This is a genomic window from Paenibacillus hexagrammi, assembly GCF_021513275.1.
GTDB lineage: Bacteria > Bacillota > Bacilli > Paenibacillales > NBRC-103111 > Paenibacillus_E > Paenibacillus_E hexagrammi.
The window spans coordinates 796,423-808,687 of the sequence record NZ_CP090978.1; the positions used below are offsets into that span (position 1 = coordinate 796,423).

The following is a 12,265-nucleotide window of genomic DNA, read 5'->3' on the forward strand; positions in this document are numbered from 1 at the left end:
ATACAAAACGGATCTATTTTATGTTATTATATGATACATATTGTATTATAAATAAGATTGAAGATTGCAGGGGGATGCTCGTTGATTAATGCTCAAGGTAAAAACCTCGTATTTTTGCTCTGTGTTCCAAGGAGCGGAAGCTCATTGGCCACTGTCATGCTTCAGAATCACAGCAAGATTTTTGCAACACAAGAGATGTGGTTTCTGATGAGTTTACTTGACTTGAAACATAACCAACATCGTCCATATGGCGGTATGGGGATCATTAATCAGTTTTTTAACGGTATTGTTCCCGACGAGGTATTTCAAAAGGCTGCTAGGTCTTTCTCACTTCAAGTATATAACGGCTTACTACAAAGCAGTGAAGCGGAAATAGTTGTGGACAAGTCGCCTCGATACTACTATTTACTAGAATTCATAGATTCATTATTTCCTCAGTCCAAAAGAATTTGGTTGATAAGAAATCCTCTAAGTATTCTTTCCTCTTACAAAAAGGTTGAGTCACTCACAAACAGTCGATTTAGTATTGAAAATGATTTGCTGAATCCTCAATTTAATATTAAGATGACGGACTTGACTGTTGGTTTTTTTCGTTACTATCATTATTTTTCATCCAACCATCCATTAGCCTATCGATTGCAATATGAAAAACTGGTTTCTAATCCTGTTGAAGAAATGAGAAAGGTATGTAAATTTCTTGAGATTACGTACGAAGAGGACTTGGAAAAATATGGGGAAAAGATGCATTCATCAAAGTCAGATTTGTTTTACAGTATGGGTGTAGGTGATCCATTTCTTGCGAAACATTCGGAACCTCATCGTGATTCCATCGATAGTTGGAAAGACATACTGAGTAAGAAAGAAGTTGAGATGTATTGTCAAGTTCTAGGAGCTCGAATATTTCATGAATTGGGATATAGTGATGTATTGGAAGAAGCAGAGAAATGGACGGGTGTCAAGTTTGATGCTGAACCAGATATGGAATTGATTCGATTCCGTACAGAACAATTGAATGATGCGTCAGGCCATAAGTGGGAGAATCAATATGAGATGAAAGTGCACGAACTTCATAATCAAATGTTTGAAGAAGAGATTACTAGCAAGAATGACAATTATCAGCTGATCCAATTGCAGACAACGTTAAGTTCATTAGAAATAAGATTGGAAAATAGCTACATTGAGCAAAAACGCCTGCGGAGCAAATTGGAAAAACATGAAGAGCTACGGGGGAAAATCAATCGCCTAAAGTCAATTGTTCCATTTGGAAATCGGATATCAAGCTGGGCATCGGAATATCTGGTTCATCGCGGGAGGGAATAATGAGTGCAATTGTAGGGATATATTGCCACGAAGGGGAACCGGTAATCTGGGAAGATGGTGCTAAGTTAATGCAAGCATTACAGAGATATCACGCCGATTATACCCATACATGGCGGGATGGTTCTGTCTTTCTAGGTTGTCATGCTCAGTGGATTGCTCCAGAATCTATTGTCGAGACGTTGCCTATGCATAAGACTGAGTACGGCTTGGCTATTACTGCAGATGCTATTATAGACAACCGCGATGAATTGTTTCAGCAATTACAAATTGACTATAAAGTCAGAAATCACATTTCTGATGGGGAATTAATTCTGCTGACCTATCTTAAATGGGGCGAAATGGCACCCGAACACATCATCGGCGATTTTACTTTTGTGATTTGGGATGAAAAAAAACAGCAGTTGTTTGGGGCGCGCGATCTTTCTGGAAATAGGACATTGTATTATTGCAACGACTCACGAAGATTTGTGTTCTCTACAGCAATTTTTCCATTGTTTACATTACCGGGGATAAAAAAAGTATTGAATCAACAATGGCTAGCAGAATTTCTTACCATTCCGGATATGTACGAGTCAGAAAACCTATATGCAACTCCTTATGCACATATTCGGCAGCTTCCACCGGCTCACTCGTTTACGGTGAAAAACGGAAAAATTTCAACCACGCGATATGCCGTACTTTCTGAAGTGAGTCCTCTTTATCTGAAAACAAATGAAGAATACGTGGAAGCCTTTCGAGAAGTGTTTCAAGAGGCTGTAGATTCGAGACTTCGGACTCATAAGGAGATTGGCGCAGCCCTAAGTGGAGGATTAGATTCAGGCGCTGTAGTGAGCTATGCTGCTGCCACCTTGCGTAAAGAAGGAAAGCCTATTCATGCTTACAGCTATGTACCTGTGAGTGATTTTGTAGATTGGACCTCAAAGAGGCTAATAGCCAATGAGCGGCCATTTATTCAATCGACAGCTCAATTTGTAGGGAATATCAAAGAGAACTATCTGGATTTTAGCGGTAGAAGTCCATACTCAGAGATCGACGAATTGCTAACATTATTGGAAGTGCCTTATAAATATTTTGAAAATTCATTCTGGATAAAAGGTTTATACGAGAAAGCGCGTGATGAAAATGTCGGAGTGCTGCTTACAGGAGCAAGGGGGAATTTTACCATTTCTTGGGGGCCGACGCTAGAATATTACACCATGTTGATGAAAAGGATGAAATGGATTCACTTATCACGTGAAATTCACCAATACAGCAAACTAACCGGCGGCAAAAGATCCAGGCTGTTAAAGTATGTAGGGAAAAGTGCCTTTCCGTTCCTGTCGAAGAAGAAAACGTCAGCTGACTCTACAGGAGTATCTGATTTAATAAACCCTAACTTTGCGCAGAGAGCTAACGTGTACGACCAATTAGCGGAAAAAGTTTTAAATATTCGTAACGTAAATGCGGATGCGATCGAGGTCAGAAAAGAGAAATTTACAAATTTATCAATTGCCAATAAAAATGGAGCGCTCGCATCGAAGTTATCGTTGGACTATGGTCTGCTAGAGCGAGACCCGACCAACGACCCTAGAGTAGTCCGGTTTTGTTTATCGGTTCCAATTGAACAATACATACAGAACGGTCAAGATAGGTCGTTAATTCGCAGAGCAACTCATCAATATTTACCGGATAAAGTTCGTTTAAATCAAAAAGTTCGTGGTGTACAACCGGCAGATTGGGTTCACCGCATGACTCCTGCTTGGGACTCATTCATAGATGAAATTCAACAGTTATGTAAAGATGAAGTAGCTGCCGAATATTTGAATATGGATACGATTCGGACTGCTTTATCGGAATTGAAGAATCCTATGCCCGAACATGCGACCGATCCCAAAGCAAGACTGTTGATGCATAGCTTGATTGTTTATCGATTTCTAAAAAAATTTGACGAGTATAAGTGAATTTATGCATAAATTATATGACTTGAAAGGAGGTGATACTATGCAAAAGAAAGAATGGCAACAACCTACTTTGGAAGTGCTGGAAGTAAGTATGACAATGGCTGGTAAAGGTACGAAAGAAATCGATTGGGTATCCGCTCACGATGCTGACCTTTACGATCCGTCATAATACGTTACATAGGATTGGTCTAAGGGGAGGTGAGTGCAATGCAAAAGAAAGAATGGCAACAGCCTGCTTTGGAAGTACTGGAAGTAAGCATGACTATGGCTGGTAAAGGTTCGACGCAAATCGACTGGGTTACTGCTCATGATGCTGATCTATACAGTCAGTCCTAATTTATTCATGCAATGTGAAACGGCGCTGTCCTGTCGAAAGACGGCGGCAGCCGTTTCTTCTTTTATATTGCAAATTATAAGGATTGGAGAGTGAAGGAAATGGCTGAGAACAGGAAATACGCGTATCAAGCCTTCGGCATGCATCTGACCAGTGATATTCCATTGCCGGAATTGCTTCCATGGGATGATCGCAAGCAAACTGCAGATCCTGATCTTGTCATTGAGTTTAGTGATTTGAACTCTGTATGGAATAACCTATCCATAGGTGGAGCAAATTTTATTGTCAATGATAAACAATTCATATTTAAAATTCCGGAGGCTGCTATTTATCGTATAGATGAAGGAAAAAAGATATTGGTTTCACCCTGCACAGAAGCTGACCATGATAAAATACGCTTATTTTTGCTGGGTACTTGTATGGGAGCAACATTGATGCAGCGCAACGTATTGCCATTGCACGGCAGCGCTGTAGTGATAGATGGAAAAGCATATGCTTTTGTCGGTGAATCCGGTGCAGGTAAATCCACATTAGCATCCGCTTTTATTAAAAGAGGATATCCATTACTGACGGATGATGTGATTGCAGTAACAGTATCATCTGAGAATCGGATGGCTTGGGTTCATCCTGCCTATCCTCAACAAAAGTTGTGGGAACAGAGTATCCATCAATTTGGTATGCAGTCTGAACAATATTCCCCGGTATATCAAGAACAGACGAAGTATGCAGTGCCTGTACTGTCAAACTTCGTATCGACAGCAATACCGCTTGCAGGGGTTTTTGAACTTACAAAGTCCGACGAAGAATCCGTAGAGATGCTCCCTTTACATGGATTAGAAAGACTCCATACAATAATGCGGCATACATATCGAAGTTCACTGATATCTAAACTAGGGCTTCAGCAATGGCATTTCTCAATGTCAACCCGTATTGTTGAACTCATAAATATGTATCAAATGCGCCGTTCTACAAAAAAATTCACTGCATTCGACTTGGTTGAACAAATCGTTCAAACTGTCATGGAAAATAAAGAGGAGGCTGTTGCTAAATGACAAGTCTGATCGTTACTCCAAATCATATAGTTGTTCAAAATGAAGGGAATCTTGTAAGTAATATGGACGGAGAAAAAGTGATGTTAAGCGTTGCAACCGGAAAATATTATAATCTCGGGGCAACAGGAGGACGTATATGGGAATTAATCGATGGTCCTACGCAGGTGAATCGGCTTGTAACCCTGTTAGGAGAAGAGTACGATATATCACCAAGTGTATGTGAACAACATGTGTGTTCATTTTTAGAGCACTTATCTAGAGAAGGTTTAATTCAAATCAGAGAGGAATAGAGTCTATTGTGGAAGAAAGTGAAACGTTTCTTTTCGATGGGAATCTCTATGCAGTTACTGTTAATTGAGGCTTTCTTTTATTTGGGATGGGCGCGTATTCTGAAATCATTACCTTTCTCTAGAGTCGCACCGACACTAGGTGATCGAAGGCTTGAGACCCCCCACACTGAGAACTGTGTACATAAAGCTTTGATAATAGATATCTCCCGAGCTATTCAAATGATGAGTCGCTATACATTTTGGGAAAGTAAATGTCTAGTAATGGCCATAGCGGGAATGAAGATGCTAGAGAGAAGGGGAATAGAAAGTACTTTATACTTAGGAACGGCAAAAGATGCCAAAGGAAAAATGATCGCACATGCATGGCTGCGAAGCGGTCCCTTCTATATTTCAGGTGCTGAGACTATGAGACGTTTTACCGTTGTAGAGACGTTTGGAAAACAGATGAAGCGATTAGAGGGCTAAGGGAGAAGCAGTGATGGAAAACGACTACGTTTTGAGAAATGATACATTTCCTAAAGAGTTAAACTGGTTGCTAATCTTGTTACAGAGCGATATAAGTGACGGCGATACTGTACAATGCAAACCGGATGGAATGGACTGGGAGTACTTCTTGCAAATAGCAAAGCATCATAGGGTCTATCCAGCTGTATATGTAAGGTTAAATGCATTGGAATCCGATGTTGTTCCCAGTTATGTACTTCAATCGCTTCGTTCGTATTACAATAATAATACGTTTCAAATGTTATATCTGAGCAGCGAGATGGAAGGCATTTGTAAGCAATTGGGCGAGCGGCACATTCGTTCGCTTATGCTTAAAGGGCCTGTACTAGCTCAGGAACTATATGGGGATGTGTCACTTCGTACATCTAAAGACCTAGATATCTTAGTCTCAATAGATGATGTTGAGAGAGCGGAAAGCATTCTAGTGAGCCAAGGATATGTGGTGGACCATGAATTTCCACGTGTCTTGGAAGACTGGAAATGGAGATTTCACCATATTTCTTTTTTACATCCGGAAAAGAGGATACAAATAGAATTGCATTGGCGATTGAATCCTGATATGGGGAAGGAACCGGGATTCGAACTGCTTTGGGACAGAAGCAGAGTCAGTGCAATAACAAAATATCCTGTTCATTTTCTTGGGAAAGAAGATCTATTTTTATTCCTGGTATCTCATGGTGCTAGACATGCCTGGTTCCGGTTACGATGGATCACGGACATTGACAAGATTGTACATAAAGGATTGGAATGGCCGGTTTTACGCGAACTGCTTTTGGAATATAACTGCACTCATGTCGGAGGTCAGGCGCTGTTGTTGGTCTCAGATTTATTCAAGACTCCGATTGATCAAGAGATTTTGAGTATTACTAAGGGGCAATTACAGCGTAAGTTGGCAAGAAACTCTCTTATTTTTATTAAGAACACTGTGAATTTATGTTCCGAACCTCATGCGGAACTTGATAAGTTATATCGCAAATATATGTATTTGTTGAGGTGGGGGCAGCAAAAATGGAATTTCATCATTCGGCGCTTTTATCCAAGTTCACTTGATGCAGAAGCATTGCCCTTGCCAAAAGCCCTGCATTTTCTGTATGTTCCATTGCGTCCCTTTCTTTGGTTAATGAGGCAAATAAAACAGCATTCTTCAATATAAGGTGGGACAGGAATGGGTAATATGTTGTATTACATAAGAAAATTGTATTTGGTTGCGGGTTACAAGCTAATCATCAATTTTATTAGTATGATTATAGTCAGTTTTATAGATGGAATCGGAATTTACTTACTGCTTCCCATGTTAAGCATAATTGGGATTTTGAAGATGGATATTCATAATATGATTCCTATACCATGGCTATCAAAAATTATGATGAGTCTATCTGGTGTTCTAAATTTACCTAGTGTATTAGCATTCTATATATTTGTGGTTATCCTTCAAGCTCTACTGCAAAGAAACCAAACTATTCTCAGTATGAAAATCCAACAGGGCTTTATCAGGAAGTTAAGATGGGATACGTATCGTTCTCTAATTGAAGCGAATTGGATATTTTTCGTGAAAAAGAGAAGAGCGGAATTCAGTCACATATTAACGACTGAGTTAGCGCGTGTCGGGCAAGGAACTAACTTCGTATTACAATTGGCAGCATCTGTGATCTTCACCTTCATACAAATTGGTTTTGCTTTTTTACTCTCAGCTAAGCTTACTGTTCTGATTCTGATCTGTGGTTTGGCTATTTTTGTATTTATGCGAAAAAATGTGAAGCGGGCTAAAACGTTAGGTGACCGATCATCAGAACTTTCACAAGTATATTTTAATGGAATAACAGAACACTTTAACGGTATTAAAGATATTAAAAGTAATAGACTTGAAAAGTCCCATTTAGATTGGTTTCAAAGCGTATGTAACCAAATACAGTCGAATGCAGTCAATTTTGTAAAACTAAATTCGAAAACTCAGTTTTTCCATAAGATATCAGCTGCTGTATTAGTGGCGCTATTTATTTTTCTATCGTTTGAGATTCTTGGAGTGTCAGCGGAACAGCTTATGCTAATTATTATCATCTTTTCACGTTTGTGGCCGCGGTTTACATCCATTCAATCTAGTGTGGAATACATTGTTTCTATGTTTTCAGCCTTTCAAGCCGTAACGAATTTGCAAAATCAATGCAAAGCTGCAAGAGAATTGACAGCACAGAATTACAAATTTACAGAATCACTTATCATTGAAGACGGTATAAGATGTAACCAAGTAAGTTTTCGTTATAATGAAGATGAGAAAGTATACGCACTTAAAGATATTAATCTGTTCATACCAGCTAGAGGTATGACTGCTATTGTGGGAAAATCAGGTGCAGGAAAAAGCACTTTAATCGATATTCTAATGGGCTTAATTCAAGCGGAACAAGGTGAAATCCTAATAGATAACGATCCCCTCACTTCAGAGATGTTATTTCCATTGAGAAGTTCAATTAGTTACGTCGCACAAGATCCTTTCTTGTTTCATGCGAGTATTAGAGAAAATTTGATGATGGTAGATCCTAGTGCAAGTGACGAACAATTATGGGAAGCATTAGCCTTCTCAGCATCCGATGATTTTGTTAGAAGATTACCTCAGGGCATTGATACGATCATCGGAGATCGTGGAGTAAGGCTCTCTGGAGGCGAACGACAACGTATTGTTCTAGCAAGAGCCATATTACGTAAACCATCCATACTTGTACTTGATGAGGCTACTAGCGCGCTGGATAGCGAAAATGAGAAAAAGATTCAAGAAGCGATTGAGCATATGAAGGGAAAGTTGACCATTATTGTCATCGCTCATAGGTTATCAACTATTCGCAGTGCTGATCAAGTCATTGTAATGGAACACGGACAGGTAACTCAACAAGGTAGTTATCAAAAGTTATCTCAGGAATCTAAAGGTCTGTTTAGTAAGCTGTTAGGGTATCAAGCAGAGGTAAGTTAGAGAGAGCGAGGGACTGTTTTTCAGGTATTGCAGTATCTGAAGGTAGTCTGCTTGTATATGATACAATTTGTATCATAAATGTAGTGAATGTAGGATGAATTTACTAATTGTTTAAAAGCTATATTGGGTCTTTGTATCCTATTTCGCGGGAAAATTAGTCCTACTATAAGGAGGGACTTGCGAAAAATAAGACTGTGTGCTTATAAAACGGTTGTAAAGACAACTAATAAATGATACAATATGTATCATTCGGGATTAGAGGGAAGTGCTTGCTGATGAGGAGACGAAAAATTTTAATAGCCATTGCCTTTTTAGGTACCATACTCCTTATTTGTTTGGCAATAAGTTGGTTTAGCGATCCTTTCAGACATTTCGGCAGCTCTGACATTCCTGCTCTGGTAACGCCGAGTGGAAATATTCAAGCGCTTACATTTGGAGGGGGAAACAAAGAGCAAGGTCAGATTACCTTTGGGTCTAAAGAACCAGTGCAGCCCAGTACTCGAGTCAGTAAACCATTTAATATTCTTGTTCTAGGGATAGATGCCCGTGCGGACGAACTATCCCGTTCAGATGTTATTATGGTGGTTCATGTAATTCCAGATCTAAGAGAAGCGACAATTGTATCAGTTCCTAGGGATACCAGAGTATATATAGAAGGGGTCGGTTACACCAAAATAAATCATGCTCATTATTTGGGTGAACAGAGGGGAGGGAGTAGAGAAGGGACGGAAGAAGTCCTACAAACAGTAAGTAACTTTTTGCAAATACCAATACATTATTATGTAAAAACGAACTTCTCTGGTTTTATGAATTTGATAAATTCTCTGGATGGGGTCGAGGTTAAACTTGATCAAGATGTTTTGTTAAAAGGTACCCACAAACAATTATCGGCCGGAGTGCAACATATCAATGGTGAAGAAGCACTGAAGCTTATTAGAGAAAGATGGGCGTTCTCAAACGGAGATTTTGGCCGTCAGAATGAGCAATTTAAAATATTGAGAAGTGTAGCCCAACGCTTATTAGCTCCAGACCAAATATGGAAAACAATCGCCATGCTTCCTGATTTAAAGAAAGATTTAGTTGATACCAATTTTACGGATACGGATTTATTAAGTCTAGTGCGCTTATTTAAAGGAGTAGATAGTGAGGATCTAAAATACATTCAGATTCCCGGAAAAAGCGGCTATGAAGAAGATCCTTTATTAAATAAAAAGTTATATTATTGGCTGCCTGATTCGGAAGAAGTTCAAAAAATAATGACAATAAATTTCCAATAGGAAAGAAAGGGATGATAATCATGCAAGTTGTACAGCCGATAAGAGACCAGGATAAAATTGAAGAAATTCAGGCAATATTAAAAAACCAATCCGATAGAGATTGGTTATTGTTCACAATCGGGATAAACTCAGGTCTTCATTTAAATGACTTGTTAACTTTAAAAGTAAAGGATCTAAAAGGGAAAAATAAAGTAACGATAAAAGAGGGGAAAACGAAGAAAGAGAAGACTTTTACTATCAGTAATCAGTTGGTTGAATGGATCTATGAATATGTAAAGTACATGACCGATGATGACTTTTTATTTCCGTCTCAAAGAACAGGGAAGCCTATCAAAAGAATTCGTGTTTATCGAATATTGAACGAGGCTGCTAAGCAAGCTGGCCTGGATGATGTTGGCACTCATACACTGAGAAAAACATTTGGGTATCACTACTATCAAAAAACTAGAAATCTGACAGTACTTAGGGATCTATTTAACCATTCTGCACCCTCGGTTACTCTTAGATATATTGGTGTACAAAGTGATCAAATGAAATAACTAGTAAGGGAATCTCCTAATTAATCTAAACGCTTTCATAACTTATTTTCAAAATATCCTTGACATGATACATGATGTATCATAAATTAGGTACATAACGTATCAATGACGCCTGAAAAAATCTTCAGTAGAGTTAAAAATTGGGGGTTAATCCATGAATCAACAGGATGTTATTAAACTCGACATTATGGAAATAATGAAAGTGCTGAAACTAGATGAAAGTAAGTACAAATTAATGAGCATTAATGAATCCAGTAAGGAAGAAACTATTTTAGAGAACGTTCAGCCCTTACAAAAGCAATAAATCGTTTAGCTTCTTCAGAAGTTAATTTATTCCCATCGATTGTTAGTGAAAACTTCTCAAGAATTTTATCATCCGACAATTCAAGACTATCTGCAAATTCCTTAATGTCTTCGTCTAAAACTTGTTCAGGAGAATTCGTTCTGCCAAGTAGATAGTCAATAGAAACCTTAAAAAAAGTGGCGATTTTATTGATTGTGTCATAATCAGGTTCGCGTCTCGATGTTTCGTAGTGAGATAGTGAAGCTCTAGAAATTCCCAATTTATTAGCAAGCTCTTCCTGCGTAAGCGCGTGCTTATCACGCAGTAGGGCAATTCTGTCACCATATTTACTCATAATTAATTCCTCACAATCGATAAGTTTATAAACAGTATAACCAGTTTGTTAGAACTATTATACCAGTCTTCTTATAGTTAGAAAACGGCAAATATAGAATTTATACTGTATATACCGATACATATTGTATCCGTATACTGGGAGAAGTCGTTGTTAGGGGAGAATAATGTATGAAAGTAATAAAAAATTGTTTGATGAGAATTTCAGAGATCAAAGGAAAAAAGTAACATCGAAAAGCACGAAATTGAATATAACTGATATGGATTCTAAAGGTATGGTGTTTAGGTCTTTTTTAAGGTTGCCTAAAAATGAAAATGTAGTGTGTTGTTTTCAATTTATTGTAAATGAAATTGTAATAACACTTGAAGGGGACATGAAGGATTGTCGGAAAACTAAGTTAGACTATGAATACCTTTTTGAATGGAGAGGAGAGGAAGTTGACAACGCATTGATTACCTTGAGTACAGTTATAAAAAATGATGCAATTCATCGCAGAAAAGCTGCGAGACAATATGAGTACTTTAATCTTGACTACGCAAATAAGGCGTTGGTAGATATTGTATGTTAATCGATACCCACTGCCACATTTTGCCGAACATTGATGACGGAGCGGGAAGCTTAGAAGAAAGTATCGCAATGGCGAAAGGAGCAGTATTGAATGATATAGGTGTTATTGTGGCAACTCCTCACTATGGCAAAGGGAAGTACGTTAATGATGCTAAAAGTATCGAATTAAAGGTAAGTCAAATGAACGCTGCATTAGAGTCCGTCAAAGTAAATCTAACTGTCATAACCGGTCAAGAAATACATGTTCGAAAGTCAATCGTTGAAGAACTATATACAGGAAAGCTGACTACAATTAATCAATCACGATTTATGATATTGGAACTCCCTTCCTATGGAATTCCTACTAATTTTCATGATCTTTTGTATGAGTTGTCCATTCTACAGATTGTACCTGTTATTGCACATCCGGAAAGAAACTTTGGATTTCTGAAGAATAAGTCCTCCATCAGGTCTTTTTTTGATCAAGGTGTTTTATTTCAAGTTACTGCTTCATCGTTATTGGGTGCACATGGGAGGAAATACAGAATTTCGCAGTTGAATTGTGTAAAAGTGGGATGATACATTTCGTAGGATCAGATGGCCATAATGTAACATCGAGACCGATACTTTTAAAACAAGGATATTTATTTCTAGAGAAAAAAATAGGAAAATCTTTAGTTGAACAGTTTAAAGATAATGCCTTTCGTCTAGTTCGAAATAGATCCATTCCTACAGAAGTGAAAAAGAAGAAGTATTTTGATTTATGGAAACTTAGAATATAGGCATAAACAACAACAGGGAATTAAAAAAGGAATAATTACGCTTGACATGATACGAAATGTATCTTAGTATTTTAGATACAA

13 protein-coding genes and 1 pseudogene are annotated in these 12,265 nt (G+C 38.2%); 13 read left to right on the forward strand and 1 reads right to left on the reverse strand.

Features of this window, described 5'->3' with window-relative positions; genetic code table 11:
• Positions 1–81 precede the first annotated feature (81 nt).
• The 11 genes from L0M14_RS03565 to L0M14_RS03615 all read left to right on the forward strand — a co-directional run bounded on the left by L0M14_RS03565 (position 82) and on the right by L0M14_RS03615 (position 10,218).
• Positions 82–1,320 carry a sulfotransferase family protein gene (locus L0M14_RS03565; RefSeq protein WP_235120875.1) on the forward strand — a complete coding sequence of 413 codons (1,239 nt, stop codon included), beginning with the start codon at positions 82–84 and terminating at the stop codon, positions 1,318–1,320.
• Entirely contained in the window at positions 1,320–3,260 is a 1,941-nt protein-coding gene (locus tag L0M14_RS03570) for an asparagine synthase-related protein (RefSeq protein ID WP_235120876.1), read from the forward strand. Before L0M14_RS03565 ends, L0M14_RS03570 begins: the two co-directional genes overlap by 1 nt.
• Before the next feature lie 40 nt (positions 3,261–3,300).
• Positions 3,301–3,429: a paeninodin family lasso peptide gene (locus tag L0M14_RS03575; RefSeq protein ID WP_235120877.1), complete on the forward strand. Its 129-nt coding sequence runs from the start codon at positions 3,301–3,303 to the stop codon at positions 3,427–3,429.
• A gap of 38 nt (positions 3,430–3,467) precedes the next feature.
• Positions 3,468–3,596 (forward strand): paeninodin family lasso peptide, encoded by a 129-nt coding sequence (locus tag L0M14_RS03580; RefSeq protein WP_235120878.1) that lies wholly within the window; start codon positions 3,468–3,470, stop codon positions 3,594–3,596.
• 99 nt (positions 3,597–3,695) lie between these two features.
• Complete coding sequence (locus L0M14_RS03585) at positions 3,696–4,646, forward strand: aldolase (RefSeq protein WP_235120879.1); 951 nt, start codon at positions 3,696–3,698, stop codon at positions 4,644–4,646.
• Positions 4,643–4,936, forward strand: a complete 294-nt coding sequence (locus tag L0M14_RS03590) for a lasso peptide biosynthesis PqqD family chaperone (RefSeq protein ID WP_235120880.1) — start codon at positions 4,643–4,645, stop codon at positions 4,934–4,936. Before L0M14_RS03585 ends, L0M14_RS03590 begins: the two co-directional genes overlap by 4 nt.
• A 36-nt stretch (positions 4,937–4,972) precedes the next feature.
• On the forward strand, positions 4,973–5,401 hold the full coding sequence (locus tag L0M14_RS03595; RefSeq protein ID WP_235122803.1) for a lasso peptide biosynthesis B2 protein: 429 nt from the start codon (positions 4,973–4,975) through the stop codon (positions 5,399–5,401).
• A gap of 13 nt (positions 5,402–5,414) precedes the next feature.
• Entirely contained in the window at positions 5,415–6,593 is a 1,179-nt protein-coding gene (locus L0M14_RS03600) for a nucleotidyltransferase domain-containing protein (protein ID WP_235120881.1), read from the forward strand.
• 12 nt (positions 6,594–6,605) lie between these two features.
• On the forward strand, positions 6,606–8,402 hold the full coding sequence (locus L0M14_RS03605) for an ABC transporter ATP-binding protein (protein ID WP_235120882.1): 1,797 nt from the start codon (positions 6,606–6,608) through the stop codon (positions 8,400–8,402).
• 275 nt (positions 8,403–8,677) lie between these two features.
• The gene (locus L0M14_RS03610) at positions 8,678–9,679 is read left to right on the forward strand and encodes an LCP family protein (protein ID WP_235120883.1); all 1,002 of its coding nucleotides are present in this window, start codon (positions 8,678–8,680) and stop codon (positions 9,677–9,679) included.
• A 20-nt stretch (positions 9,680–9,699) separates the two neighbouring features.
• Positions 9,700–10,218, forward strand: a complete 519-nt coding sequence (locus L0M14_RS03615) for a tyrosine-type recombinase/integrase (RefSeq protein ID WP_235120884.1) — start codon at positions 9,700–9,702, stop codon at positions 10,216–10,218.
• 266 nt (positions 10,219–10,484) lie between these two features.
• Here the strand turns inward: L0M14_RS03615 and L0M14_RS03620 are convergent, their stop codons facing one another.
• Positions 10,485–10,856 (reverse strand): helix-turn-helix domain-containing protein, encoded by a 372-nt coding sequence (locus tag L0M14_RS03620; protein ID WP_235120885.1) that lies wholly within the window; start codon positions 10,854–10,856, stop codon positions 10,485–10,487.
• A 166-nt stretch (positions 10,857–11,022) separates the two neighbouring features.
• Between L0M14_RS03620 and L0M14_RS03625 the strand changes: the two genes are divergently transcribed.
• Both L0M14_RS03625 and L0M14_RS03630 read left to right on the forward strand, forming a co-directional pair.
• Positions 11,023–11,424, forward strand: coding sequence for a hypothetical protein (locus L0M14_RS03625; protein ID WP_235120886.1), 402 nt, complete (start codon positions 11,023–11,025; stop codon positions 11,422–11,424).
• A pseudogene (locus L0M14_RS03630) lies at positions 11,418–12,184 on the forward strand (tyrosine-protein phosphatase). Before L0M14_RS03625 ends, L0M14_RS03630 begins: the two are co-directional and overlap by 7 nt.
• Positions 12,185–12,265: the final 81 nt, after the last annotated feature.

Excerpts from the sequence above, each read along its gene's own strand:
- L0M14_RS03615 (WP_235120884.1), top strand. The coding sequence starts at position 9,700 with ATGCAAGTTGTACAGCCGATAAGAGACCAGGATAAAATTGAAGAAATT.
- L0M14_RS03590 (WP_235120880.1), top strand. The coding sequence starts at position 4,643 with ATGACAAGTCTGATCGTTACTCCAAATCATATAGTTGTTCAAAATGAA.
- L0M14_RS03610 (WP_235120883.1), top strand. The coding sequence starts at position 8,678 with ATGAGGAGACGAAAAATTTTAATAGCCATTGCCTTTTTAGGTACCATA.
- L0M14_RS03625 (WP_235120886.1), top strand. The coding sequence starts at position 11,023 with ATGTATGAAAGTAATAAAAAATTGTTTGATGAGAATTTCAGAGATCAA.
- L0M14_RS03600 (WP_235120881.1), top strand. The coding sequence starts at position 5,415 with ATGGAAAACGACTACGTTTTGAGAAATGATACATTTCCTAAAGAGTTA.
- L0M14_RS03580 (WP_235120878.1), top strand. The coding sequence starts at position 3,468 with ATGCAAAAGAAAGAATGGCAACAGCCTGCTTTGGAAGTACTGGAAGTA.
- L0M14_RS03575 (WP_235120877.1), top strand. The coding sequence starts at position 3,301 with ATGCAAAAGAAAGAATGGCAACAACCTACTTTGGAAGTGCTGGAAGTA.
- L0M14_RS03570 (WP_235120876.1), top strand. The coding sequence starts at position 1,320 with ATGAGTGCAATTGTAGGGATATATTGCCACGAAGGGGAACCGGTAATC.
- L0M14_RS03605 (WP_235120882.1), top strand. The coding sequence starts at position 6,606 with ATGGGTAATATGTTGTATTACATAAGAAAATTGTATTTGGTTGCGGGT.
- L0M14_RS03585 (WP_235120879.1), top strand. The coding sequence starts at position 3,696 with ATGGCTGAGAACAGGAAATACGCGTATCAAGCCTTCGGCATGCATCTG.
- L0M14_RS03620 (WP_235120885.1), bottom strand. The coding sequence starts at position 10,856 with ATGAGTAAATATGGTGACAGAATTGCCCTACTGCGTGATAAGCACGCG.
- L0M14_RS03595 (WP_235122803.1), top strand. The coding sequence starts at position 4,973 with ATGGGAATCTCTATGCAGTTACTGTTAATTGAGGCTTTCTTTTATTTG.